Raw genomic sequence first — 23,973 nt, forward strand, 5'->3', positions numbered from 1 at the left:
GCAGCCTGAGCGCCACCACCCTGACCTTCACCGCGGCCAACTGGAACACCGCGCAAACCGTCACGGTCACCGGCGTCGACGACACGCTGGTGGACGGCAACATCGCCTACACTCTGACCGCCACCAGCAGTTCCACCGACAGCAACTACAGCGGCAAGACTGGTTCCGTAGCCGTCACCAACGCCGACAACGACGTCGCATCTCCCCCGCCCCCGACACCCGAGCCGCCTGTCCAGCCGACACCGCCCTTCAGTGCCGATCTGGACCCGGCCAGCGACACCGGCGTACGGGACAACGTCACGATGATCACGGCCCCGGATTTCACCCTCAACGGTGGCAGCTATCTCAGCACCGGCGGCTCGGCCCGCCTGCTGGACCCCAGCGGGCAGGTCATCGGCAGTTCCAGTGTCACCGCCGCGGATGTTCAGGCGGGCACCATCAACGTCACAACCGGGCAGCTCGATGACGGGCAGTACACCTTCCAGGCCCAGGTTCTGGATGCGACGGGCCAGGTCGTCGTAAGCGCGCCGGTCACCGTCACAGTGGTAACCGACCGGGACGGCATCAGGCCCTCCGTCGAACTCGCCGCAAACAATGGCGACTACAACAAGGACGGGACGCCCGACTGGCAGCAGAACAACGTCGCCCAATTGCCGCTACTGTCGCTCACCGATTTCCAGGCCGGAATCAACGCCCCGGCCTCCACATTCGGCGCGATCATCGCGGGTACGGTGGACAGCATCCATACAAGCAATCCGGTCAAGCTCGACGCAGGCGCCCAGTTGCTCGACCTGTCCATCAGCGCCATCCCCGCCCCGCTGCCTGACAACACGGTGGCTGGCTCGGCCATGTTCAACTTCTCCGTGACGGCGCAGACCGGCGCGGCCTTGACTGACATCGCGCCGGATCGTGCAGGCTTGCAGACCCAGGTCGTCATCGACCTGCCCACCGGCATCACGGCCAATGCCTACATGAAGTACAACGCCGTCACTGGCGCGTGGATCAACTTCGCCAATCCCGCCGCGCTGGATGGCTCGCAGGATGGCGCGGCACTGTTGGACACGGTCGGCGACGGCAAGGTCCACCGGATCGTCATCACGCTGACCGACGGCGGTGCCGGCGACGAGGACGGCACCGTCAACGGCGTGATCGTCGACCCGGGCCTGCTCGCCTTCATCTCCAGCCCGCCTCCCGCCGCACCGGCGGCCACGCCGGTCTATAGCGTCCGGCTGGCCAGCGGCGACCGTTTCTACACGACTAGCGTCTCGGAAGCCGCGACGATGGCCAAGGGCAGCGCAAATGTTTTCGAAGGCGTGCGTTTCGACAGCCTGGATAGTGCCCAGGGCGGTGTCCATCAAGTAGCCAACCACAACCCCTTCACCAACGACTGGTACTTCACCGTCGATGGCGGCACGATGCCCTACGCCTGCTACCAGCAGATCAAGACCCTGGCGGGCTTCTCGGCCGCAGCCGCAGGCAAGGGCCCGGGCGAAGACTTCCATCTCTACCTGAACGGCATGGGTCTGACGCAACTGGTCACCCAGCCCGAGGCAGCATCCCTGGGCCTGGCCAGCAAGGGCTACATGGACCGCGGCGCCGTGTTCAACACCACGACGACGAGCGCCTTCGCCTTCGACGCCGAAGCCTACCTCGTAGCCAACAAGAATGACGCTACCATCCAGAATCTGGTGAAATCCCTGTCCGGCAGCTATACCTCGACAAGCGACGCCCAGTTCATCGAAGCCGTCGAACAGCAATACCTGAGCCAGGTCAGCCTGGTAGGCACCGCGGTCGTCCATGGCACGACCGCCACCGCCGCCGACCTGAACGCCGCCTTCGGCACCCATTTTCTAGCCTGATCGGAAACCGCAATTGAGTCGCACCACGATGAGCACACGCTTCAAACCTGCCGCCAGCCCAGTCATCCTGGCTGTCGGCATGGCACTCTGCGGCATCGCCGCCGCTGCAGACGAGCCTAGCCCTCACTACTATCTGGGGCTGCAAGCCGGCCGCAACAACCTCGACAACTGGAACGCGGATGTCTCTTTCGGCGCCGGTGTCACCTTGCCGGGCAAGGTGGGGCTGGATCAGGGCATGCACGGCGGCCTCGTCTTCGGCCGCCAGACCGAGCACGCCCGCTATGAGATCGAGTACCAGCGCGGCAGCTTCGATCTTCAGTCAATCGAACTGGGCCCGTTGAAAGAGGCGGCAGGCGGCTCCGGCCACTACGAGGCTCTGACGCTGAACGCCTACCGCACCGAGCGCCTGAGCGACAGTGTCTCCGGCTACCTCGGCGCGGGCATCGGCTTCGGCAAGACCAAACTGCCGAGCGCCAGTTTCAGCACCGGCTGCCACTGCTTCCCTGCATCCTCAGGAAACGGCCTGGCCTGGCAATTGCGCGCCGGTCTCGAGTACGACTTCGCCGCCGCCCACAAGGGCTTCATCCAATACACCCACCTCGGTCTGCCGAGTCCGGACTCAGGCAGCACGCCAGGCGTGGACTATGACCGCAAGCAGATCGGCATCATCGGCCTGGGTTATCGCTACGTCTTTCCCTGAGCGCTGACTGGCATGTACCTCGCTTGGTAGTCCCCCAGCCGCCCCGCCTCCCGCGGGGCGTGTTCCGACATCCAGCGAGGCATCCATGACCGACACTCCCGCCCAAGCCAGCATTCTCAAGGTCGCCGTCGCCACCAAGGGCAACGGCCAGGTGGACCTGCACTTCGGCCATGCCGATGACTTCCACGTGTACGAAGTCGACAAAAGCGGCATCCGCTTCGTCGAAAAGCGCGTAGTCGAACACTACTGCCAGGGCGGCTTCGGCGACGAGGACAAGCGCGAGGTAATCATCCGTGCCCTTGCCGACTGCACCGGCCTGCTCGTCGCCAAGATCGGCGATGGTCCCAAGAAGCGCCTGCACGACGCCGGCATCGAGGCCTCCGACGAGTTCGCCTACGGTGCCACCGAAGAATCCCTGCTCGCCTGGTACGCCGTACATCGGAACTGAACAGGAAGAAGCGCCGGGCACATCAGGGCGGTATCATTGGCCGCCCCAACCGCCACACGCCGACGCATGAAGATCGCCACCTGGAACGTCAATTCCCTCAAGGTCCGCCTGCCCCACGTCCTCGATTGGCTCGCGGCAAACCAGCCCGATGCCCTGTGCCTGCAGGAGCTCAAGTGCGAGAACAAGGCCTTTCCGCTGGCCGACATCGAGGCCGCCGGCTACCAGGCCGTCTTTAATGGCCAGAAGACCTACAACGGCGTGGCCATCCTCACGCGCAAGCCGCTGGAAAATGTCACGCTGGACATCCCCGGTTTCCCGGATGAGCAGAAGCGCATCATCGCCGGCACCCTCGACGGGGTCCGCATCGTCTGCGGCTACTTCCCCAACGGGCAGGCGGTCGGCTCAGAGAAATTCGTCTACAAACTGGCCTGGCTGGAGGCGCTGACCGCCTGGCTGAAGGCCGAGCTGCAAATCACACCGCAGCTGGTGCTGGGCGGCGACTACAACATCGCGCCGGAAGACCGGGACGCCCACCCGGACTGGAAGGACGAGATCCATGTGTCGGTGCCGGAGCGGAACGCCTTCAAGGCCCTGCTGGACATCGGCCTCACCGACGCCTTCCGCCTCTTCGAGCAGCCCGAGAAGAGCTTCTCCTGGTGGGACTACCGGATGATGGCCTTCCGCCGCAACGTCGGTCTGCGCATCGACCACCTGCTGGTGTCCCAGCCGCTGGTGGAAAAATGCACCGCCTGCGCTGTCGATAAAACCCCGCGCAAGCTGGAGCGCCCGTCCGACCACGCGCCGGTAGTCATCGAACTGGCATGACGGATGCCGCCGACGGCGCGCTGAACGCCCTTTACCCAGTGCTCGCGGTGCTGCCGCCCGCCGCCCGCGTACGCCTGCAGCAGCACGCCAAGGTGCTCAGCGTGCCGGCGGGGGCCGTCGTCTTCGACGAACTGCAGGCCTGCCAGGGCTTTCCCTTCGTACTGTCCGGCGGCCTGCGCGTGGTCAAGGCCGCCCCCAACGGGCGGGAACTGCCGCTGTACCGGGTCACGCCGGGCGAGACCTGCATCATCTCCTCGGCCTGCCTGCTCGGCCACGCGCCCTACAACGCCCGCGGCATCGCGGAGGTCGAGACGCGCCTGCTGCTCCTGCCAAAGGCTGACTTCCAGGCCCTGCTCGGCGAGGCGGCGTTCCGGGACTTCGTGTTCACCCTGTTCTCCGAGCGCATCGCGGACCTGATGCAGCTGATCGAGGAGGTCGCCTTCCGCAAGCTCGACCAGCGCCTTGCTGCGCTGCTGCTCGGCAAGGGGCCGCGCCTGCACGTCACCCACCAGCAGCTCGCCGACGAGCTGGGCAGCGTGCGGGAGATCGTCAGCCGCCTGCTGAAGGGCTTTGCAGAACAGGGGTTGGTGGCACTGGCGCGGGAACAGGTGGATATCCTCGACCCGGCGGGGCTGCGCCGCTTGGCCGGAGTCTGAGGCATCAGCCAGCTCTGTAACCAAGGTTACAGACGCCGCTCACCGCCAGCTGCTGAAATACGCCCACCTGACTCATTGCCAAGGAGGCGATCATGAAAAGCAACGTAGGCGGAATCGACCGGGTATTGCGTATCGGCGGCGGTGTTGCGCTGCTCGCCTGGGCCGCATTGGGTGGCCCGGTCTGGGCCTGGATCGGTGCGGTGCCGCTGGCTACCGGCCTCTTCGGCTTCTGCCCGGCCTACCCGCTGCTGGGCATCAGCACCTGCCCGCTGAAAAAGGACTGAAGCACAGCCCTCGGGCGGCCTCCCGTGGGGGCGAATGAATTCGCCCCCACAGATCGGCCCACTGGTTTCAGGCCAGCGGCCCCCGTGCCGCCACGTGGTTGGCGATGCGCACAAATTCGTCCACGCCAAGCCTCTCACCCCGCAGGCCGGGATCGATGCCGAGGGCGGTGTAGTCGGCTTCGCCGAGGTAATCGCGCAGCGTGTTGCGCAAGGTCTTGCGGCGCTGGCCGAAGGCGGCGGTGACGATCTTGCCGAGCAGGTCATAGTCGGCCGCAGTGCACTCCGCCGCCGGCCGCGGCACCATGCGCACGATGCTCGACATCACCTTCGGCGCCGGGCGGAAGGCACCCGGCGGCACGTCGAACACCCGCCCCATGTTGAAGCGGTACTGCAGCATCACCGACAGACGCCCGTATTCCTCGGTGCCCGGCTCGCCGACCATGCGCATCACCACCTCCTTCTGCAGCATGAAGGTCATGTCCTTCACCTTGTCGGCATACTCGGCCAGGTGGAACAGGATTGGCGTGGAGATGTTGTAGGGCAGGTTGCCCACCACCCGCAGCGGCGCACCGTCAGCCACCAGGCTGCCGAAATCGAACTTGAGGGCGTCGCCCTCATGGATCGTCAGGCGCTCCGGCGAGTGGTTCGTTTTGAGGCGGGCGATCAGATCACGGTCGATCTCGACCACATGCAGGTGACCAAGGCGGTCCATCAGCGGCTCGGTCATCGCACCGAGGCCGGGGCCGATCTCGACCATGCGGTCGCCCTCCACCGGGCGGATCGCCTCGATGATCTTGCGGATGATGTTCGGGTCGGACAGGAAGTTCTGGCCGAAGCGCTTGCGCGCCTGATGTTGTTCGCTCATCCGTGTTTCCTTTCCCACGCGGCCAGCGCGTCCTTGATGCGTGCCACTGCCGAGAAGCCGGCCTGCTCGCCGGCCAGGATCGCCTCGTGGCGCTGCTGGAAGTTGGTGGCCGGCACACCGCGCAGCTCTGGGCGGATGATCACGTCCGCACCAGCCAGTTCGACCTTGCCGAGGGCGCCGCCCATGATGGAGATGGTGTCAAGCAGCACGTCCGCCGTGCCCTGGTTTTTTTTGCCGCTCTGGCGGCCGGAAATATCCACGGCGATGACGATGTCGGCGCCGAGGCTTCGCGCCTCGCGCACCGGGATCGGCGCCACCAGGCCGCCGTCCACGTACTCGCGGCCGCTCACCAGCACCGGTGGAAAGACGCCGGGAATGGACGCTGACGCGCGCACCGCGGTGCCGGTGTTGCCGCGCTGGAAGACGATCGGCTCGCCGCTCTGCAGGTCGGTGGCCACCGCCGCGAAGCGCCGCTTGAGCCCTTCGATGGGCTTGTTGCCCACGTTGCTGTTGATGAAACGCTCGAGGGCTTCGCCCTTGATCACGCCACGGTCGAACAGGCTCCAGTCAGTGATCGCCGACTCATCCAGCTGGATCGCCAGGCGCTGCAGTTCGAACGGACCATGGCCGGCTGCGTAGAGCGCGCCGACCACCGAGCCGGCGCTGGTGCCGACCACGAAGTCCGGCACGATGCCGTTGGTCTCGAGGGCCTTGATCACCCCGATGTGCGCGAAGCCGCGCGCGGCGCCGCCGCCGAGGGCCAGCGCGATCTTCGGCTTGCGGGCTGTCAATGGGCGGGCCGGCGCTTCGGCGCCCTTCTGCGGCAGGCCGCCACAGGCGGCCAGGCCCAGCGCAGAGGCAGCGCCGAGCAGCAAACGTCGACGGGTATTCATGCCTGGCTCCGCCCCTTGGCCATCTGGATGGCCAGCTCGACGGCGGCGAACAGGCTGCCGGGCTCGGCACGGCCGGTACCAGCCAGGTCCAGCGCGGTACCGTGATCGACGGAGGTTCGGATGATCGGCAGGCCGAGGGTCACGTTGACACCCCCGCCGAAGCTGGCGTGCTTGAGCACCGGCAGGCCCTGGTCGTGGTACATGGCCAGCACCGCGTCCCCCTGCGCCAAGGTGTGCGGCACGAACAGGGTGTCGGCCGGCAGCGGGCCGACGAGTTGCATGCCTTCGGCCCGCAGGGCGTCCAGCACCGGCGTGATGACCTCGATCTCCTCGGTGCCCATGTGTCCCCCCTCACCCGCGTGGGGATTGAGGCCGGCGACCAGGATGCGCGGCGACGCCAGGCCGAAGCGCTCGTGCAAATCCTTGTGCAGGATACGCAGGGTGTCGGTGAGCAGCGGACGGGTGATCGCCGCCGGCACGTCCTTCAGCGGCAGGTGCGTCGTCGCCAGCGCCACGCGCAGACCGCCGCCGACCAGCATCATCACCACCAGCGGCGTAGCGGTGGCTTCGGCCAGGTATTCGGTATGGCCCGAGAACGGCACGCCGGCCTCGCAGATGATGCCCTTGTGCACCGGCGCAGTAACCATCCCGGCGAACTCGCCGGACTTGCAGCCGTCGATGGCCCGGTCGAGCACTGCCAGCACGTAACGGGCATTGACCGCATCGAGGCAGCCAGGGCTGGCCGGCATCGCCAGCGGCACATGCAGGACTTCCAGCGCACCGGCGCGGGACTCGCCGTCCGGTCGGTAGTCGATGATGTCGAGGGACGGTTCTACGGCGTGGATGCGCGCCGCGATCATGTCGCGATCACCCAGCACGACGAGGCGGGCGGGCCATTCACGGCGCGGCAGCGCCGCACACAGGTCGGGGCCGATCCCGGCGGGCTCGCCGCTGGTGATGGCAAGGACGGGAAGCTGAGAAGACATCTGAGGAGAGAAAAATGGGAAAAGCCCCACGAGGGGGCTGGAGAGAAAACTATACGCGCGTCAGACTGCCATCCGACGCACGCGTTCCCGCTTTATTTGTCTTCCGTGCGGTATTCCACGTAGGCCCGGTCGCGCAGCTGGCGCAGCCAATCCTGATAGGCCTCGTCCATCTTGCGCTCGCGCAGGGCGTTGCGGGCGGCGGCGCGTTTGCGGTCTTCGGAGACGTCCTGCATGCGGCGCTCCTCGACCTGGATCAGATGCCAGCCGAAGGGCGACTGGATCGGCTGGCTGATCTCGCCCGGTTTGAGAGCGTCCATCGCCTGCTCGAATTCCGGCACGGTGTCACCCGGGTAGATCCAGCCCAGATCGCCGCCCTTGGAGGCGGACAGATCAGCGGAATGGACCTTGGCCAGTTCGGCAAAGCTGGCCCCCCCCTGGACCACCCGCTCGCGCAGCTCGACCAGACGGCGGCGGGCTTCCGTATCGGACACCACTTCACTGGTCTTGATCAGGATGTGGCGGGCGTGGGTCTGCTGCACCCGGGTCGGCGCTGCGGCTTCATTGCCGCCACGACGATCGAGCAGGCGCACGATGTGAAAACCGGCCGCGCTGCGTAGGATCGGGGTGGTATCGCCGGGCTTCAGACTTGCCACCGCTTCGGCGAAGATGCTGGGCAAACGCTCCGCGCTGCGCCAGCCGAGATTGCCGCCGGACAGGGCATCCGGTGCATCGGAGAAGCTGGCCGCCAGCTTGTCGAAGGGTTCACCCCGGGCAATACGGGCAGCCACGTCCTCGGCGCGGGCACGCACACGAGCCAGTTGTTCCGGCGTTGCGCCTTCGGGGGTACGGATCAGGATGTGGGACAGGTTGAACTCCTGCTGGCCAAGCACGTTCTCCGGGTGGGCCAGGAAATTGTTCACCTCGGCATCGGAAATCACGATGCGGCTTTCCACCTCGCGCTCGCGCACGCGGCTGATCAGGATCTCGTTGCGGATCTCCTCGCGGAAGCGGTCCCAGGACAGGCCATCCTTTTCGAGGGCCTTGCGGAAGTCGGTCATCGACAGCTTGTTGTTGTCGGCGATCCGGCCGATGGCCCGGTCGAGGGTCACGTCATCCACGCGCAGGGAGGTTTCGTTGGCCAGCTGGATCTGCAGCCGCTCCATGATCTGGCGCTCGAGTACCTGTTTCTGGAGCACGTCGGCGGGCGGCAGGGTCGTGCCCTGGCGGGACAACTGGCGGGTGACCTGCTCGACCCGCTGGCGCAGGTCGGACAGGGTGATGACTTCGCTATTCACGACGGCCACGATGCGGTCCACTTCCACCGGCCCGTTGGCGGCGAAGGCGGACTGGGTGACCAGGTAGGCGGCAAGCAGGGAGACGATCAGTTTCATGGGGGCGGGACGATCTTTCAGAAGTCGTCTTCACTGTAGAAGGGGTTGGAGCCGTCGTTGATCTTCCCATATCCGGGGATGCTACGGCGAAGCACGTTGATCGGGCTGGAGCCGAGGCTGCCGGCACCGTTGAAATCGAGCTGGAAGAAGAAGGCGCGGGTCACGTCGTTCACGCTGGTGGTCAGCTGCTGCACGACACCACGGAAGACCCAGCAACCGGCGTTGTACTCGACGCCAGCAACCCCCTGGTTGAGGCGGTGGTCACGCAGGTTGCGGTTGTAGCGCGCCACCCCGTACCAGTTGCCCCACAGCGGCCACTGGCCGGTGATGTCCAGGTCGCGGAAACCATCGGGGTTGGCGTCATCGGTGGAGTAGTTGCGCCGATAGCGCCAGCTCACGCCGACAGAGTGGGCATAGCTGGGCTGGTAGCGCAGACCGAAATTGAATCTCTCGGTCCAGTTTTCACGCGGGTTGTACTGCCAGGTGGTGTCGAGCTGGGTCTTCGACGCCAGGTTGATGCCGAAGGCGCCCAGCAGGTCGGCACGCCCGCCGGTACGCGGCGTACCACCGGGCAACACAACCCGCTGATCGTCCATGTAGTAGCGCTGGCCGAGCAAGGCACGCACCGTCTCGGCGCCGGTGGCAGGGTCGATCAGGCGGGACTGGACGGCGGTGGTGAGCTGATTGGCGTTGGAGATGCGGTCGCCACCGGTGTAGACGTTTTCGGCGAAGAGCTGCGCGAAGTTGAAGTCGTAGGAGCCCGAATCGAAGTTCGGGATCATCGACTGGTCGCGATACGGCACGTAGAGGTAATACACCCGCGGCTCGAGGGTCTGCACGTAGTCACGGCCGGCGAAGCTGGTATCCCGTTCGAAGGTCACGCCGCTGTCCACCGACATGATCGGCAGCGTGCGGGAGACGGTGTTCTCACCGACGGTGGTGCGACGGTCGAGGTCGTAACGCGTCATGTGCACGCCGACCTTCGGGGTGATGTAGAACGCCGAGGTCTGGATCGGCAGCGACAGCTGCGGGTAGAGCGTCATCCGCCGGCCCTCGTCGAGGGTCGGATGGCTGAAGGCCACGTACTCGCTGGCCATCTGGAAGGTGGTGCCGCCAGGCAGCTCCGGCCGGTTGGCGGTCAGGGTCAGTTGCGGCAGGCGCTTGTAGGGCACCGCCACCGGCGCGCCATTGGGATCCTGCAGGGTCTGGTAGGCCTGCAGCAGGCCAGTAGCATTCCACCAGCCGCCGCCGGAGTAGCTCACCATGCCTTGGCGCAGCAGGTTCACCTGCGAAGTCAAAGCCAGCCGCGAGCTCAGGTCGATGAAGTAGCGCGGATCGGATACAGCGGAAAAGTCGATGTTGCCGGCCCAGCCGTTGCCGAAGATCTGGTTGTGGCGGATCTGGCCGGCCATCCGGCTGCGCCCCTCCACCTCATCGTTGGGCATCCACTCGAAGTAGTTCGTACCCCGGTAGGTCGGCGTGATGTAGCGGGCCTCGTTGCGCAACTGCAGGCCGCGCCGCCCCATGTAGCGGGTCGTCAGCGTGTCGTCGTAGTTCGGCGCCAAGTTGAAGTAATACGGGATGGTCAGATCGAAACCGACCTTGTTCGACGTACCGAAGGTTGGCGACAAGAGGCCGGACTTGCGGCTGTCGCCAAGGGGAAAGTCGGCCCACGGCACGTAGGCCAGCGGCACCCCCTTGAAGATCAGCGTCCCGTTATGGGCCTCGCCGACGCTGCGATCGTAGTCGAGCTCAAGCTCCTTGGCCTTGACGTACCAGTCGGGGCGGTCGGGCTTGCAGCTGGTCCAGGTGGCGTTGAAGAAGCGGAACTGGTTCTCGCCCTCCAGTTGCAGGGAATCGGCCGAGCCATGGCCGGTGAGCGGCTGCTGGCTCATCGGCACGGCCTGGCCGGGCAGCAGCGGCGTTTCGCCGGGGCGCGGGCCGCGCGGCGGACGGCTGATCGAGTAGTTCGGCGAATCGAAAGTCCCGACCTGCTCCTGCACCTTCATGCGCGCATGGGGGCCGCTCATCTCGTCCTGGCCGCGGGTGATGCGCACATTGCCGGTGGCCTCGACCTCGTCGGTCAGCTCGAAATACTGCAGCTTGTCGGCTTCGATGCGGGTGTTGTCGCGAGTCAGTACGGCGGAGCCTTCGGCAACCGCATCGAGATCCTGACGACCTGTCACCCGGTCGCCGTCGATCACCGTGGTGTGCGGCGGCAGCGCCGCCGCGCCCGCGACGGGCTGGACCGTAGCCCCCTTGCGCCCCGCGGGTGGGACGGTCTTCTTAACGGGCGGCGCGGTCGCCGGCGTTACGCCAACCGGCTTGGACGGCGCTGCGGCGGCCGGTGCGCGTGATGCCGGCTGCGCAGCAGCGGCGGGCCGGACCGTGGCCGGCTTGCCGAGCAGCGACGGCGACACCACGAAGGGCGGAAGATCCTCGGCGCCGGCCCGCCCCCACAGGGCGAAGAGGGCGATGGACAGGAAGCGCAACTGCGTACGTGGTTTCATCCCGGAGCAGGAACCAGCCGGCGAGCCGACCGCATGGTTTGATAAACTGCCGGATTTTACACGAACACTTCTTCGACTCCCGTGGAACGACGCCAACAACTCCAGGCCTGGATCGCCGCCGAATTTCCCGGCCGCGCCTTCGAACTCGCCCCGGCCAGCGCCGACGCCAGCTTCCGGCGCTATTTCCGGCTGACATTCGCCGACGATCCGGTATCGCTGATCGTCATGGACGCGCCGCCCAGCCACGAGGACTGCCGCCCCTACATCAAGGTTGCCGAACTGTTCGGCGCCGCCGGCGTGCATGTACCGCAGATCATCAAGCATGATCTCGAGCAGGGCTTCCTGCTGCTGTCCGATCTGGGCAGCACCACCTACCTGCAGGCGCTGACCAAAGACAACGCCCACAACCTGTACGCGGAAGCCCTCGGCGCGCTGATGAGCATCCAGCTCTCGAGCAAGCCCGGCGTGCTGCCCGAGTACGACCGTGAACTGCTGCAACGGGAGATGGAGCTCTTTCCGGTGTGGTACGTGTCGCGCCACAAGGGCATCACCCTCACCGACAAGCAGGCCCAGCAGCTCTACGACGTCTTCGACCGCGTTCTCGACGTAAACCTGGCGGAGCCCAAGGTTTACGTGCACCGCGACTACCACAGCCGCAACCTGATGCAGTCCACGCCCAACCCCGGCGTACTCGACTTCCAGGATGCGGTGTATGGCCCGCTGACCTACGACTTGGCCTCCCTGCTCAAAGACGCCTACGTTCACTGGGACGAAGACTTCACCCTCGACCTGCTGGCCCGCTACTGGGAAACCGCCCGCAGCCTCGGCCTGCCGGTGCGCGAAGATTTCGCCGACTTCCACCGGGACTACGAATACATGGGCGTCCAGCGCCACATCAAGGTGCTCGGCATCTTCGCCCGCCTGTATCACCGGGATGGCAAGGACGGCTACCTGAAGGACATGCCGCTGGTCCTGCATTACCTGCGCAAGACCTGCGAACGCTACGGCGAACTCAAGCCGCTGCTGCGCATCCTGGAACAGACCGACCCGACCATCACCGAAGTCGGTTACTCGTTCTGAGCCCACGACGATGAAAGCGATGATCCTCGCCGCCGGCCGCGGCGAACGCATGCGCCCGCTCACCGACAGCTGCCCCAAGCCCCTGCTGGAAGTAGGCGGCAAGCCGCTGATCGTGTGGCACATCGAACGCCTGGCTGCGGCGGGCATCCGCGATCTGGTGATCAACCATGCCCACCTGGGCCGGATGATCGAAGAGGCCCTCGGCGACGGATCGCGCTTCGGCGTGCACATCCGTTACTCGGCAGAAGAAACTGCACTGGAAACCGCCGGCGGCATCGCCCGCGCGCTGCCGCTGCTCGGCAACGCGCCCTTCCTGGTGGTGAACGGCGACGTCTTCTGCGATGCCGACCTGGCCGGCCTGCGCCGCGCCGCGGACACCTTGAGCCCCGGCGGCACGCAGGCACACCTGTTGTTGGTCGCCAACCCGCCCCAGCATCCGCAGGGCGACTTCGCCCTGTGCCCGGACGGCCTGGTCCACGACGACGGCGACAACCGCCTGACCTTCTCCGGCCTCGGCGCCTACCACCCGGCCCTGTTCATCGGCGTTGACGGCAGCAGCCCCGCCAAGCTGGCGCCGCTGCTGCGCAACGCGATGGCCGGCAGGCACGTCGCCGGCAGCCGGCTGATCGGCGACTGGGTGGACGTGGGTACGCCGGAACGCCTGCGCGAGCTCGACGCCCGCCTAGGCGAAGCCCGTCCCTGCACGCCCTGACGGGATTGCCGTAAGCTCGCAACAAAGCAGCCACCCTACGGTCAATCCAGAATCCAGCCACCGGACATCGCCATGCCCCTCGACATTTCCCCCTTCCAGGCCCGCCGTGCCCGCCTGCTGCAGACCATGCAGGCCGCCGGCGGCGGCGTCGCCGTCATTCCCACTGCGCCAGAACGCATCCGCAACCGGGACACCCACTACGGCTACCGTTTCGACAGCTACTTTTACTACCTCACCGGCTTCCGCGAACCCGAGGCAGTGCTCGTTCTGGTGGCCGGCGACACGCCGCGCAGCATCCTGTTCTGCCGCAGCAAGGACATGGAAAGGGAGATCTGGGACGGCTACCGCTTTGGCCCCGAGGCGGCGCGGGAAACCTTTGGTTTTGACGAGACCCATCCGGTCGCCGCGCTGGACGAACAGCTCGCCACGCTGTTCGCCAACCAGCCGGCCATCTTCCATTCGGTGGGCTACGAGCCGGCCTGGGACAGCCGCATTGCCGACGCCCTCAACCGCGTGCGCGCCCAGGCCCGGACCGGCTGCCACGCCCCCGGCCAGATCCGCGACGTGCGTGGCCTGATCGACGAGATGCGCCTCGTCAAGGATGCCTCCGAACTCGCCACCATGCGCCGCGCCGCCGAGATTTCCGCCGGCGCCCATCGCCGCGCGATGCGCGCCACCCGCCCCGGCGCCTGGGAATATGAGGTCGAAGCCGAACTCCTTCACGAATTCCGCCGCCATGGCAGCCAGGCTCCCGCCTACGGCTCCATCGTCGCCGGCGGCGCCAATGCCTGCGTGCTGCACTACGTGGAAAACGACAGCCAGCTCAAGGACGGCGACCTGCTGCTGATCGACGCCGGCTGCGAACTCGACGGCTACGCCTCGGACATCACCCGCAGCTTCCCGGTCAGCGGCCGCTTCAGCGGCCCGCAGAAGGCCGCCTACGAACTGGTGCTGGCCTCCCAAGCCGCCGCCATCGAGGCAATCCGCCCCGGCGCCGGCTGGAACGACCCGCACGACGCCGCCACCCGCGTGCTCGCCCAGGGCTTCATCGATTTGGGCCTGCTCACCGGCACACTGGACGGCGTGCTCGAATCGGGCAGCTACCGGCAGTTCTACATGCACCGCACCGGCCACTGGCTCGGCCTTGACGTCCACGACGCCGGCGAATACAAGCTGGCCGGCGAATGGCGCCCGCTGGTCGCCGGCAACGTACTGACCGTCGAGCCCGGCTGCTACATCCGCCCCGCTGATGGCGTACCGGAAGCCTTCTGGAACATCGGCATCCGCATCGAGGACGACGCGCTGGTCACCGACACGGGCTGCGAGATCATCACCGCCGCCACGCCGAAGAGCGTCGCCGATATCGAAGCCGTGATGGCCGAGGGCTGAGATGACCCGCCACGACCTCGTCATCGTCGGCGCCGGCCCGGTGGGCATGGCACTGGCCCTCGCCCTCAAGGATGCCGGCCTCGACATGCTGCTGGTGGATGCCCGCCCCCGCGGCGCCGCCCGCGACGACCCGCGCATCCTGGCCCTGTCCCACGGCACCCGCCTGACCCTTGAACGCCTCGGGGTGTGGAACCGCCTGCCGGCCACCGCCATCGAGAGCATCCACGTGTCCCACCAGGGCGGCCTCGGCCGCAGCCTGCTGCAGGCCGAGGAATACGGCCAGCCGGCCCTCGGCTACGTGGTCGCCGCCGGCGCGCTGGCGGCCGCACTGGACGACGCGCTGCTGGCGGCCGGCATTCCGCTGCACGAACACACGACGGTCAGCCGCCTGGTGCCCGGCGCCGAAGACGTGCTGATCAACCTCGCCGACGGCCACAACCTGTCCGCTCGCCTGGCCGCCTGCGCCGAAGGCAGCATCGTCAGCGACGAGGAAAGTCCCCTCGTCGAGCGGGACTACGGCCAGCACGCAGTGATCAGCGTCGCCACCCCGGCCACGCCCCACCACGGCCGCGCCTGGGAGCGTTTCACGCCACAAGGCCCGTTGGCCGTGCTGCCCTGCGGCCAGGACTGCGCCATCGTGCATACCGCTGCACCGGCCGACGCGGATGCCCTGCTCGCCCTCGACGACGACGCCTACCTCGCTCGCCTGCAGGAACACTTCGGCCAGCGCCTGCGCTTTGCCGCCGTGGGCCAGCGCGCCCGCTACCCACTGGTGCTTCGCTATCGCCAAGAACCCATCGGGCGGCGCACCGTATGGCTGGGCAACGCCGCCCAAACCCTCCACCCGGTCGCCGGCCAAGGCTATAACCTGGCCTTGCGCGATGTCTGGGCCTGCGCCCAGACCCTGATCCGCGCCGGCGGCGACCCGGGCGCAGCGGACACCCTGGCCGCCTACGCCAACGCCCGCCGGCTCGACCGGACCGGCACGATCCGCTTCACCGATACCCTTGTGCGCCTGTTCAGTAGCTCCTTCGGCCCCCTCAAGCACGCCCGTGGCGCCGGCCTGTTCGCCCTCGACCTGCTGCCGCCCGCCCGCCATTTCGTCGCCAAGCGGATGATGTTCGGGGCCCGCGCCTGGCCCTGACCGAAAACCCTTCCGCGAGCGTGAAAATGGCCGTCGCCGCAGCGCCGCAAACCCCGTAGAATCCGCCCCCTGCGTGCCACCCGGCACGCAGGGCAGCACGGAATTGCGACCATGGCCGAAACCGACGACCTGCAGCAACACGACGACCTCGAGAGCCACCTGCGCGAGGTCCAGCATCTGCTTGCCCGCCACAAGCTGGTGGAAGAGCTCGTCCATCGCCAGGACATGCCCAAGCATGACCTGGTCGAAAGCCTGGTCCACAAGCAGCACGTCCACGAGCTGACTCACAAGCTCGACAGCCTCCACTCGGCCGACGTCGCCCACATCCTCGAAGCCCTGCCGCTCGACGAGCGCCTGTTCGTCTGGGATCTGGTCAAGGCCGAGCGGGACGGCGAGATCCTGCTTGAAGTCTCCGACGCGGTGCGGGAATCCCTCATCGAATCGATGGACTCGGCGTCCCTGCGCGCCGCCGCCGAGCAGCTCGACGCCGACGAACTGGCCGACCTGGCACCCGACCTGCCCCACGAGGTCATGGAGGCGGTCTACCAGGGCCTCGATCCCGAGGAACGCGAGCAGCTGCGCGCCGCCATGTCCTACCCGGAAGACTCCGTCGGCGCGCTGATGGACTTCGAGATGGTCACCGTGCGCGAGGACGTCACCCTCGAAGTGGTGCTGCGCTACCTGCGCCGCTTCGACGAACTGCCCGACCACACCGACCAGCTGTTCGTGGTGGACCGGGACGAACACCTGCGCGGCGTACTACCGATCGACCGGCTGCTGATCAACGACCCGGAAACCGAGGTGAGCGAGATCATGCTCACCGACACCCTGACACTCGAACCGGCCGACGAGGCCGAAACCGCCGCCCAGGCCTTCGAACGCTACGACCTGGTGTCGGCGCCGGTGGTGGATTACCACCGCAAGCTGGTTGGCCGGGTGACGGTGGCCACCGTGGTGGACTTCATCCGCGAGGAAACCGAGAGCGAACTGCTCAGCCAGGGCGGCCTGAAGGAAGGCGAAGACATTTTCGCGCCGGTATGGGACTCGGTGAAGAACCGTTGGTCCTGGCTGGCCGCCAACCTGGTCACCGCCTTCGTCGCCAGCCGGGTGATCGGCGCCTTTGAAGGCTCCATCGAGAAGCTGGTCGCGCTGGCCGCCCTGATGCCCATCGTGGCTGGCATTGGCGGCAACTCTGGCAACCAGACCATTACGATGATCGTCCGCGGCATCGCCATGGGCCAGGTGCAGGACGACGCGCTGAGCCGCCTGCTCAAGAAGGAGCTCGGTGTCGCACTGATCAACGGCATCGTGTGGGGCGGCCTGCTGGGCATCCTGGCCTGGGTGCTTTATGGCAGCGGCAAGCTGGGCCTGGTGATGACCGCCGCAATGACGCTGAATTTGCTCGTAGCCGCCTTCGTCGGGGTGATGGCCCCCATGCTCCGCCACCGCATCGGGCAAGACCCGGCGGTCGGCTCCAGCGTGATCATCACCGCCGTCACCGACTCCGGCGGCTTCTTCATCTTCCTCGGGCTGGCGACGATCTTCCTGATGTAGCGGCAGCCCGCGGATAGGCACAAAAAAAGGGGCGATTCACTCGCCCCTTTTCACATCCATCTCACCGGGGCCTCACCCCGGCATTCCAGCTCAGCCCGCGTTGGCGGCGAACCAGGCTTCGGCTGCAGCGACGGTGCTGTCGATGTCGGCTTCCGAGTGCGCAGCCGACACGAAGCCGGCCTCGAAGGCCGACGGCGCGAAGTAATGGCCTGCATCCAGCATCGCATGGAAGAAGCGGTTGAAGCGCTCCCGGTCGGAGACCATCACGTCGGCGTAGCTCTGCGGCACGGCCTTGGCGAAATACAGGCCGAACATGCCGCCGACGGAATCGGCGATGAAGGTCACGCCGTGCTTTGCCGCCGCCGCATTGAGGCCGGCGACGAGGCGCTCGGTACGGGCCGTGAGCACTTCGTAGAAGCCCGGCTTGGCGATCTGCTCCAGGCTGGCGAGGCCGGCCGCCACCGCCACCGGGCTGCCGGACAGGGTGCCGGCCTGATACACGCCGCCCAGCGGGGCAATCTTTTCCATGATGTCGCGGCGGCCGCCGAAGGCGCCCACCGGCATGCCACCGCCGATCACCTTGCCGAGGGTGGTCAGGTCCGGGGTGATGCCAAACAGGCCTTGCACACCGCGCGGGCCAACGCGGAAACCGGTCATCACCTCGTCGAAGATCAGCACCGTGCCGTGCTCGGTACAAAGGCGACGCAGCAGGTGCATGTATTCGGCGGACGGCTTGACGAGGTTCATGTTGCCGGCGATCGGCTCGATGATCACACAGGCGATCTCGCCGCCGCGGGCCTTGAAGGTTTCTTCCAGCTCCGCCGGGTTGTTGTAGTCGAGCACGATGGTGTGCTTGGCGAAATCCTCCGGCACGCCGGCCGAAGACGGGTTGCCGAAGGTCAGCAGACCGGAGCCGGCTTTCACCAACAGGCTGTCGGCATGGCCGTGGTAACAGCCTTCGAACTTGATGATCGCGTCACGGCCAGTGAAGCCGCGGGCCAGGCGGATCGCGCTCATCGTCGCCTCGGTGCCGCTGGACACCAGGCGCACCATCTCGAGGCTGGGCAGCAGTTCGCACAGGCGCTCGGCCATGTCGATCTCGCGCTCGGTCGGCGCCCCGAAGGACAGGCCTTCGAGGGCCGCAGCCCGCACAGCCTCGACCACCACCGGGTCGGCATGGCCGAGGATCGCCGGCCCCCAGGAGCCGACGTAGTCGAGGTATTCCTTGCCGTCTGCGTCCCACACGCGGGCACCGAGCGCCTTCTTGAGGAAGCGCGGGGTGCCCCCCACCGAGCGGAAGGCCCGCACCGGCGAATTGACGCCACCGGGGATAGTGCGCTGGGCGCGGGCAAAGAGTTCTTCGTTACGGCTGCTCATGCTGGTGTTTCCTTGTAGGTCAATCGAACAGCCCGGCGTAGGCGGCCGCGCGGGCGGCCGGAGCGGGGGCTGCAAATACGTCGCTGATGACGGCCAGCAGGTCGGCGCCAGCCTCGATCAGCGCAGGAGCGTTATCGAGGGTGATGCCGCCGATGGCAGCCACCGGTAGACCCAGCTCGCGCTTGGCGCGGGTCAGGATGTCGAGGGGCGCCGGCACCGCGGCCGGTTTGGTGGAAGACGGATACATGGCGCCGAAGGCGACGTAGTCGACACCGGCCGCCGCGCCGGCCACGGCACGAGGCCATTCACCGTAACAGCTGACCCCCAGGATGCGCCCTGCACCGAGGGCCCGCCGGGCCTCCGCCGGATCGCCGTCGTCACGGCCCAGATGGACGCCGTCGGCGCCGATTTCCAACGCCAGCGCCAGGTCGTCGTTGAGCACCAGCGGCACCCCCGCCTGACGGCACAGGGCCAGCAGGCGGGTAGCCTGCTCCCGCCGCAGGGCCGCATCGGCATTCTTGTTACGGTACTGGACCAGCGCTGGCCGGGCCGGCAGCAGGTCCGCAAGGGCTGCGCCCAATGCGCCGGTGTCGTTCCAGTCGGGCGTAACCAGATAGAGTCCGCGTCGGAGCATTGCCTCAGTCCTTGTCCACCAGGCTGGGCCTGGACCAAAAGAATCGGTCGGGGATGTGCTGCCCCATGCCCGGCCGGAACCCGGCGGCGAGCGTCTTCCACGTGAAGCTCTGGGCCTGGTAAACCGCGGCCGACATGTCCATGCCATGGGCCAGCGCCGCCGCCACCGCGGAGGCCAGCGTGCAGCCGGAGCCATGGTAACTGCCGGACAGACGCTCCCAGGTATCGGCGCGGATCACGCCGCCACGACCGTAAAGCGTGTTGATGACCTGCGGGGTCTGAGCGTGGGAGCCGGTGATCAGCACATGCTCGCAGCCTGCATTCATCAACTCGACTGCGCAGTCGTAGAGGGTCTGCTCGTCATGCCCGTCCCGGTGCAGGTCGGCCAGGCGGCGCGCCTCGATGGTGTTGGGCGTGATGATGGTGGCCTGCGGCAGGATCAGCTCGCGCATCGCCTCCAGCATCGCTTCGGAGGCGAGCTCATCGCCCCGCCCGGAGGCGACCACCGGATCGACGACGACCGGCACCTGAGGATAATCGGAGATGATCTCGGCAATCGCCTCGACGTTGTCGACACTACCGAGCACGCCGAGCTTGAAGGCCTGCACCGGCATGTCCTCGAGCACGGCCCGGGCCTGCTCGGCGACGAAGTCCACATCTATGGGCAGGACATCCTCGACGCCGGCGGTATCCTGGACCGTAAGCGCAGTGATGACTGTCAAAGGGTGGCAACCCATCCCTGACAACGTCATAATATCGGCTTGCACGCCCGCACCTCCGGTGGGATCGGACGCCGCAAAAACAAGGACTAGGGGAGGACCGGGATCGTTACGGGATATAGACATTCGGAGAGACAAGGACGCACAAATTTAACTGCGACTGCGCTACCATTCACGATCCAAGCGATTCTAGCCGAAATCACTACGCCGCACCCACATGGCAAATCCTCCCTACAAAACCTGGATGTGTCTGATCTGTGGCTTCATCTACGACGAAGCAGCTGGCGCCCCGGAAGAAGGCATTGCGCCCGGCACCCGTTGGGACGACATTCCCCCCAACTGGACCTGCCCCGAATGCGGCGCCCGCAAGGAAGACTTCGAGATGGTCGCCATCTGACCGTTCCCCAGCCCCGCACCATGTCCAACTCTCACGATCACACCACCCGAACCGTTTCCGGAGGCCCCCGGTGAATCTCAGCGGCATCAAGGTCATGGTCATCGACGACAGCAACACCATTCGCCGTAGCGCCGAAATCTTCCTCGCCCAGGCGGGCTGCCAGGTCGTCCTGGCCGAAGACGGCTTCGACGCGCTGGCCAAGATCGCCGACCATGCCCCCGACCTGATCTTCGTGGACATCATGATGCCGCGCCTCGACGGCTATCAGACCTGTGCCCTGATCAAGAAGAACGCGCGTCTCAAATCCACCCCGGTGATCATGCTGTCATCCAAGGATGGCCTGTTCGACCGTGCCCGGGGCCGCCTCGCCGGCTCCGACGAATACCTGACCAAACCGTTCACCAAGGAAAGCCTGCTGCGCTCCGTGGCTACCCACACCCAAGCCGGCCGGGCCTCCGCCAACGACTGACTGCAAGAGACGCGTCCATGCCGATCAAGAAAATCCTTGTTGTAGACGACTCCCCGACGGAGCGCTTGGCCTTGTCGGAAGTACTGGTAAAGAACGGTTATCAGGTGGTCACCGCCGAGAACGGCGACGAGGCGGTACAGAAAAGCAAGAGCGAGCATCCCGACCTGATCCTGATGGACGTCGTGATGCCCGGCACCAACGGCTACCAGGCCACCCGCACGATCTCCCGGGACGAAGGCACCCGTGACATACCGGTGATCATGTGCACCAGCAAGGGCCAGGAAACCGACAAGATCTGGGGTCTCCGCCAGGGCGCCCTCGACTACATGGTCAAACCCATCGACCACGCCGCGCTGCTCGACAAGATCCGCGCCCTCGGCTGAGTACGCCATGGCCAAACGGATCAGCCTCCATGAATTCCAGGCCGGGCTCGCTCGACGCCTGGCCGAAGCCCGTGACAACCGCGCCTCGGCCCTGCTGGCCGTGCAGGCGGGCGGTCGCAACTGGCTCGTGGACCTTACTGAAGCCGGCGAAATCCTGTCGGTACCACCGCTGGCGCCCGTGCCACTGACCCAGCCCTGGTTCCGCGGGCTGGCCAGCGTACGCGGCAACCTGTTCAGCGTGGTGGACTTCGCGGTATTTCACGGCGAGCCCCCCATCGCTCCGGCCGGCCATGCCCGCCTGCTGCTTGTCGGCGTGCGTCACGGCCTCAACAGCGCGCTGCTGGTAACGCGCGCGCTGGGCCTGCGCGCGATCGAGGACTTCATCCCGGTGCCGGCCCCCGCCGACGAGGACCAGCCATGGATCGGCGACCGCCTGCAGGACAGCCGGGGCAGCACATGGACCCGGCTAAAGGTATCGGCACTGCTCAATCACTCGCGCTTTCTGGACGCAGCGCACTCGTGAATTTTATTTCGGGAGATACAGCGGGCTTGATCCGCTGAAGAGGACAATATGGCATTCAAGCTACCAGGGCTGTCGAAAGGCAGCAGCAAGCCCGCCTCCGGCAATGTGGATACGATTCTCGACTCCGGCGAGGGTGCGATCAAGGCGCCCCTTCCCTTTCTGGCCGGAAAATCATCCACCGAACAACTACGCATCCTGCGCGTTCCGTTCCTGATCTTCGCCGCGCTGACCGGTGCCTTCGTCCTCTACCAGATCCGCGTCAGCCACTTCGGCACGGCTTACGTGACTGCGGGCGGCGAGATGCGCACCCTGTCCCAACAAATCGCCAAGGCCAGCCAGCTGACCTTGCAGGGGGATCCGAAAGCCTTCATCGAGCTGAAGAACAGCCGCGAGCAGTTCAACACCCTGCTCGACGCCGTGACCAACGGCGGCGACATCAACGGCGCCAGCGTGCCGGGTGGTGCCAGCGCGGCCAGTGACGAACTCGCCGCGGTGACCGAGCTGTGGCAGAAAACCGACAAGGACGCCACCGCCCTGCTCGGCCAGGAAAAGAACCTCACCGGCCTCGGCAAGGCGGTCAGCACCATCAACACAAAGAATCCCCAGCTGCTCGAGCTCTCCGAACAGCTGGCTGCCCTCAAGCTGCAGGGGGGCGCATCGGCCCGCGAGATCGCCATCGCCAACCAGGTGGTGATGCTGACCCAGCGCATCGCCAAGAACGCCAATGCGCTGCTGGTCGCCAACGCCATCGACCCGGAAGTGGCCTTCCTGCTCGGCAAGGACACCAACACTTTCCGCGACCTGATCGAACAGCTCCAGAAGATGACCGCCGACGGCAGCGACGCCAAGGCCAAGCTCAGCGAACTGGAAAAGGTCAGCAAGGACAACCTGGCCTCGGTCATGGAGATCCTCGGCAACATCCAGCTGCTGGTACAGGCCAAGCAGGCCGGCAGCCACATCTTCCAAAACTCCGGCCCGCTGCTTGAGAAAACCTCGGCGCTGACCGACGCCTACACCCACGGCTATACCGGCTTCTTCACCTGGGTCAGCCTGGCGATCATCCTCTGTGCGCTGATCACCCTCGCCAGCCTGGCCCTGATGGCCAAGACCTATAACGACGACATCGCCCGCCGCCGCCTGGCCGCCGAACGCCTGCGCGAATCCGCCGAAGCCGAACGGAACAACACCCAGCAGGCCATCCTGCGGCTGATGAACGAGATGGGCGATCTCGCCGACGGCGACCTCACGGTCCGCGCCACGGTCACCGAGGACATCACCGGCGCCATTGCCGACTCGGTGAACTACACCATCGAAGAGCTCTCCGTGCTGGTGCGCCGCATCAACGACGCGGCCATCCGCGTGACGGCCGCCACCGAATCCGCCCAGCAGACCTCCGACGAACTGCTCGCCGCCACCGAACGCCAGGCCCAGGAACTGCGCCTCGCCGGGGAAACCGCGCAGAGCATGGCCAGCTCCATGAGCGCAGCATCGGAAGACGCGCTGCAGTCCGCCCAGGTCGCGCGCCGCTCCCTGCAGGCGGCCCAGAAGGGCGCCGTCGCGGTGGAGGACACCATCAAGGGCATGAACGACATCCGCGAGAAGATCCAGGAGACCTCCAAGCGCATCAAGCGCCTCGGCGAATCCTCCCAGGAGATCGGCGAAATCGTCGAACTGATTTCCGACATTACCGAACAGACCAACGTCCTCGCCCTCAACGCCGCCATCCAGGCCGCCTCCGCCGGCGAGGCCGGGCGCGGCTTCTCGGTTGTTGCGGAAGAAGTGCAGCGGCTGGCAGAACGCTCGGCTGAGGCCACCAAGCAGATCGGCGCGATCGTCAAGACCATTCAGACCGACACCGGCGATGCCGTGGCGGCCATGGAAAACGCCACCCGCGACGTGGTGGACGGCGCACACCTGTCCGAGACCGCCGGCCAGGAACTGGCGGAGATCGAGCGCGTGTCGGCCGAAACCGCCGAGCTGATCGAACGCATCTCGGCCAGTACCGAAGTGCAGGCCAAGGCGGCCACCCAAGTGGCCGAGAAGATGAAGAACATTCTCGCCATTACCGACCGCACGACCACCGGCACCCAGCAGACCGCCGTTTCCATCGGCGAACTGGCCGACCTGGCAGTCGAACTCAAGGGTTCCGTCTCCGGCTTCAAGGTCTGAGACCCCG

At 66.5% G+C, this 23,973-nt stretch carries 24 protein-coding genes; 16 read left to right on the forward strand and 8 right to left on the reverse strand.

Going from position 1 to position 23,973, the window contains the following annotated elements; genetic code table 11:
• The 6 genes from ACE3RX_RS07800 to ACE3RX_RS07825 form a co-directional block, all read left to right on the forward strand.
• Positions 1 to 1,859: choice-of-anchor U domain-containing protein (locus tag ACE3RX_RS07800; protein ID WP_374482035.1), on the forward strand; the 1,859-nt coding region annotated here is incomplete at its 5' end.
• Positions 1,860 to 1,872: 13 nt separating this feature from the next.
• Positions 1,873 to 2,559, forward strand: coding sequence for an outer membrane beta-barrel protein (locus ACE3RX_RS07805; RefSeq protein ID WP_374482037.1), 687 nt, complete (start codon positions 1,873 to 1,875; stop codon positions 2,557 to 2,559).
• A gap of 85 nt (positions 2,560 to 2,644) precedes the next feature.
• Positions 2,645 to 3,007 (forward strand): NifB/NifX family molybdenum-iron cluster-binding protein, encoded by a 363-nt coding sequence (locus ACE3RX_RS07810; protein ID WP_374482039.1) that lies wholly within the window; start codon positions 2,645 to 2,647, stop codon positions 3,005 to 3,007.
• A gap of 66 nt (positions 3,008 to 3,073) precedes the next feature.
• Entirely contained in the window at positions 3,074 to 3,832 is a 759-nt protein-coding gene (gene xth / locus ACE3RX_RS07815) for an exodeoxyribonuclease III (RefSeq protein WP_374482041.1), read from the forward strand.
• Positions 3,829 to 4,488 (forward strand): Crp/Fnr family transcriptional regulator, encoded by a 660-nt coding sequence (locus ACE3RX_RS07820; RefSeq protein WP_374482043.1) that lies wholly within the window; start codon positions 3,829 to 3,831, stop codon positions 4,486 to 4,488. The genes xth and ACE3RX_RS07820 overlap by 4 nt, the downstream gene beginning before the upstream one ends.
• A 92-nt stretch (positions 4,489 to 4,580) precedes the next feature.
• Positions 4,581 to 4,772: a DUF2892 domain-containing protein gene (locus ACE3RX_RS07825; RefSeq protein ID WP_374482045.1), complete on the forward strand. Its 192-nt coding sequence runs from the start codon at positions 4,581 to 4,583 to the stop codon at positions 4,770 to 4,772.
• 67 nt (positions 4,773 to 4,839) lie between these two features.
• On the opposite strand, the gene rsmA is transcribed toward ACE3RX_RS07825, so the two are convergent.
• The 5 genes from rsmA to ACE3RX_RS07850 all read right to left on the reverse strand — a co-directional run bounded on the left by rsmA (position 4,840) and on the right by ACE3RX_RS07850 (position 11,417).
• A complete protein-coding gene (gene rsmA, locus ACE3RX_RS07830; RefSeq protein WP_374482047.1) occupies positions 4,840 to 5,637 on the reverse strand; it encodes a 16S rRNA (adenine(1518)-N(6)/adenine(1519)-N(6))-dimethyltransferase RsmA in 798 nt (265 codons plus the stop codon).
• The gene (locus tag ACE3RX_RS07835; protein WP_374482049.1) at positions 5,634 to 6,530 is read right to left on the reverse strand and encodes a patatin-like phospholipase family protein; all 897 of its coding nucleotides are present in this window, start codon (positions 6,528 to 6,530) and stop codon (positions 5,634 to 5,636) included. Before ACE3RX_RS07835 ends, rsmA begins: the two co-directional genes overlap by 4 nt.
• Positions 6,527 to 7,516 (reverse strand): 4-hydroxythreonine-4-phosphate dehydrogenase PdxA, encoded by a 990-nt coding sequence (gene pdxA / locus ACE3RX_RS07840; RefSeq protein WP_374482051.1) that lies wholly within the window; start codon positions 7,514 to 7,516, stop codon positions 6,527 to 6,529. Before pdxA ends, ACE3RX_RS07835 begins: the two co-directional genes overlap by 4 nt.
• A gap of 92 nt (positions 7,517 to 7,608) precedes the next feature.
• On the reverse strand, positions 7,609 to 8,907 hold the full coding sequence (locus tag ACE3RX_RS07845; protein ID WP_374482053.1) for a peptidylprolyl isomerase: 1,299 nt from the start codon (positions 8,905 to 8,907) through the stop codon (positions 7,609 to 7,611).
• Between the two features lie 17 nt (positions 8,908 to 8,924).
• Complete coding sequence (locus ACE3RX_RS07850; RefSeq protein ID WP_374482055.1) at positions 8,925 to 11,417, reverse strand: LPS-assembly protein LptD; 2,493 nt, start codon at positions 11,415 to 11,417, stop codon at positions 8,925 to 8,927.
• Between the two features lie 81 nt (positions 11,418 to 11,498).
• Here ACE3RX_RS07850 and ACE3RX_RS07855 point away from each other — a divergent pair, with 81 nt between their 5' ends.
• The 5 genes from ACE3RX_RS07855 to mgtE all read left to right on the forward strand — a co-directional run bounded on the left by ACE3RX_RS07855 (position 11,499) and on the right by mgtE (position 17,296).
• Positions 11,499 to 12,497, forward strand: coding sequence for an aminoglycoside phosphotransferase family protein (locus tag ACE3RX_RS07855; RefSeq protein WP_374482057.1), 999 nt, complete (start codon positions 11,499 to 11,501; stop codon positions 12,495 to 12,497).
• 19 nt (positions 12,498 to 12,516) lie between these two features.
• Positions 12,517 to 13,209, forward strand: coding sequence for an N-acetylmuramate alpha-1-phosphate uridylyltransferase MurU (murU, locus tag ACE3RX_RS07860; protein ID WP_374482104.1), 693 nt, complete (start codon positions 12,517 to 12,519; stop codon positions 13,207 to 13,209).
• A 72-nt stretch (positions 13,210 to 13,281) separates the two neighbouring features.
• Positions 13,282 to 14,598, forward strand: a complete 1,317-nt coding sequence (gene pepP / locus ACE3RX_RS07865) for a Xaa-Pro aminopeptidase (RefSeq protein WP_374482059.1) — start codon at positions 13,282 to 13,284, stop codon at positions 14,596 to 14,598.
• Between the two features lies 1 nt (position 14,599).
• Entirely contained in the window at positions 14,600 to 15,742 is a 1,143-nt protein-coding gene (locus ACE3RX_RS07870) for an FAD-dependent monooxygenase (protein ID WP_374482061.1), read from the forward strand.
• A gap of 111 nt (positions 15,743 to 15,853) precedes the next feature.
• Entirely contained in the window at positions 15,854 to 17,296 is a 1,443-nt protein-coding gene (gene mgtE, locus ACE3RX_RS07875) for a magnesium transporter (protein ID WP_374482063.1), read from the forward strand.
• Between the two features lie 90 nt (positions 17,297 to 17,386).
• Here the strand turns inward: mgtE and hemL are convergent, their stop codons facing one another.
• The 3 genes from hemL to thiD are packed head-to-tail and all read right to left on the reverse strand — an operon-like array spanning position 17,387 to position 20,151.
• On the reverse strand, positions 17,387 to 18,673 hold the full coding sequence (gene hemL, locus ACE3RX_RS07880; RefSeq protein ID WP_374482065.1) for a glutamate-1-semialdehyde 2,1-aminomutase: 1,287 nt from the start codon (positions 18,671 to 18,673) through the stop codon (positions 17,387 to 17,389).
• Positions 18,674 to 18,692: 19 nt separating this feature from the next.
• The gene (gene thiE, locus ACE3RX_RS07885) at positions 18,693 to 19,307 is read right to left on the reverse strand and encodes a thiamine phosphate synthase (RefSeq protein WP_374482067.1); all 615 of its coding nucleotides are present in this window, start codon (positions 19,305 to 19,307) and stop codon (positions 18,693 to 18,695) included.
• A 4-nt stretch (positions 19,308 to 19,311) separates the two neighbouring features.
• Positions 19,312 to 20,151, reverse strand: a complete 840-nt coding sequence (gene thiD, locus ACE3RX_RS07890) for a bifunctional hydroxymethylpyrimidine kinase/phosphomethylpyrimidine kinase (protein ID WP_374482069.1) — start codon at positions 20,149 to 20,151, stop codon at positions 19,312 to 19,314.
• Positions 20,152 to 20,269: 118 nt separating this feature from the next.
• Here thiD and ACE3RX_RS07895 point away from each other — a divergent pair, with 118 nt between their 5' ends.
• The 5 genes from ACE3RX_RS07895 (at position 20,270) to ACE3RX_RS07915 (ending at position 23,966) form a co-directional block, all read left to right on the forward strand.
• On the forward strand, positions 20,270 to 20,422 hold the full coding sequence (locus ACE3RX_RS07895; protein WP_374482071.1) for a rubredoxin: 153 nt from the start codon (positions 20,270 to 20,272) through the stop codon (positions 20,420 to 20,422).
• A gap of 70 nt (positions 20,423 to 20,492) precedes the next feature.
• Entirely contained in the window at positions 20,493 to 20,891 is a 399-nt protein-coding gene (locus ACE3RX_RS07900; RefSeq protein ID WP_374482073.1) for a PleD family two-component system response regulator, read from the forward strand.
• A 17-nt stretch (positions 20,892 to 20,908) separates the two neighbouring features.
• Complete coding sequence (locus ACE3RX_RS07905; RefSeq protein WP_374482075.1) at positions 20,909 to 21,274, forward strand: PleD family two-component system response regulator; 366 nt, start codon at positions 20,909 to 20,911, stop codon at positions 21,272 to 21,274.
• A 7-nt stretch (positions 21,275 to 21,281) separates the two neighbouring features.
• Entirely contained in the window at positions 21,282 to 21,797 is a 516-nt protein-coding gene (locus ACE3RX_RS07910; RefSeq protein ID WP_374482077.1) for a chemotaxis protein CheW, read from the forward strand.
• 48 nt (positions 21,798 to 21,845) lie between these two features.
• Entirely contained in the window at positions 21,846 to 23,966 is a 2,121-nt protein-coding gene (locus tag ACE3RX_RS07915; protein ID WP_374482079.1) for a methyl-accepting chemotaxis protein, read from the forward strand.
• Positions 23,967 to 23,973: the final 7 nt, after the last annotated feature.

Origin of the sequence: Zoogloea sp. (genome assembly GCF_041914405.1) — a bacterium.
In the GTDB taxonomy this organism is placed as follows: Bacteria; Pseudomonadota; Gammaproteobacteria; order Burkholderiales; family Rhodocyclaceae; genus Zoogloea.

Coding starts and splice junctions, on each gene's coding strand:
- ACE3RX_RS07915 (WP_374482079.1), top strand. CDS start 21,846: ATGGCATTCAAGCTACCAGGGCTGTCGAAAGGCAGCAGCAAGCCCGCC.
- ACE3RX_RS07895 (WP_374482071.1), top strand. CDS start 20,270: ATGTGTCTGATCTGTGGCTTCATCTACGACGAAGCAGCTGGCGCCCCG.
- murU (WP_374482104.1), top strand. CDS start 12,517: ATGATCCTCGCCGCCGGCCGCGGCGAACGCATGCGCCCGCTCACCGAC.
- rsmA (WP_374482047.1), bottom strand. CDS start 5,637: ATGAGCGAACAACATCAGGCGCGCAAGCGCTTCGGCCAGAACTTCCTG.
- ACE3RX_RS07850 (WP_374482055.1), bottom strand. CDS start 11,417: ATGAAACCACGTACGCAGTTGCGCTTCCTGTCCATCGCCCTCTTCGCC.
- ACE3RX_RS07825 (WP_374482045.1), top strand. CDS start 4,581: ATGAAAAGCAACGTAGGCGGAATCGACCGGGTATTGCGTATCGGCGGC.
- mgtE (WP_374482063.1), top strand. CDS start 15,854: ATGGCCGAAACCGACGACCTGCAGCAACACGACGACCTCGAGAGCCAC.
- xth (WP_374482041.1), top strand. CDS start 3,074: ATGAAGATCGCCACCTGGAACGTCAATTCCCTCAAGGTCCGCCTGCCC.
- ACE3RX_RS07835 (WP_374482049.1), bottom strand. CDS start 6,530: ATGAATACCCGTCGACGTTTGCTGCTCGGCGCTGCCTCTGCGCTGGGC.
- thiE (WP_374482067.1), bottom strand. CDS start 19,307: ATGCTCCGACGCGGACTCTATCTGGTTACGCCCGACTGGAACGACACC.
- ACE3RX_RS07845 (WP_374482053.1), bottom strand. CDS start 8,907: ATGAAACTGATCGTCTCCCTGCTTGCCGCCTACCTGGTCACCCAGTCC.
- hemL (WP_374482065.1), bottom strand. CDS start 18,673: ATGAGCAGCCGTAACGAAGAACTCTTTGCCCGCGCCCAGCGCACTATC.
- thiD (WP_374482069.1), bottom strand. CDS start 20,151: ATGTCTATATCCCGTAACGATCCCGGTCCTCCCCTAGTCCTTGTTTTT.
- ACE3RX_RS07910 (WP_374482077.1), top strand. CDS start 21,282: ATGGCCAAACGGATCAGCCTCCATGAATTCCAGGCCGGGCTCGCTCGA.
- ACE3RX_RS07905 (WP_374482075.1), top strand. CDS start 20,909: ATGCCGATCAAGAAAATCCTTGTTGTAGACGACTCCCCGACGGAGCGC.
- pepP (WP_374482059.1), top strand. CDS start 13,282: ATGCCCCTCGACATTTCCCCCTTCCAGGCCCGCCGTGCCCGCCTGCTG.
- ACE3RX_RS07810 (WP_374482039.1), top strand. CDS start 2,645: ATGACCGACACTCCCGCCCAAGCCAGCATTCTCAAGGTCGCCGTCGCC.
- ACE3RX_RS07820 (WP_374482043.1), top strand. CDS start 3,829: ATGACGGATGCCGCCGACGGCGCGCTGAACGCCCTTTACCCAGTGCTC.
- pdxA (WP_374482051.1), bottom strand. CDS start 7,516: ATGTCTTCTCAGCTTCCCGTCCTTGCCATCACCAGCGGCGAGCCCGCC.
- ACE3RX_RS07870 (WP_374482061.1), top strand. CDS start 14,600: ATGACCCGCCACGACCTCGTCATCGTCGGCGCCGGCCCGGTGGGCATG.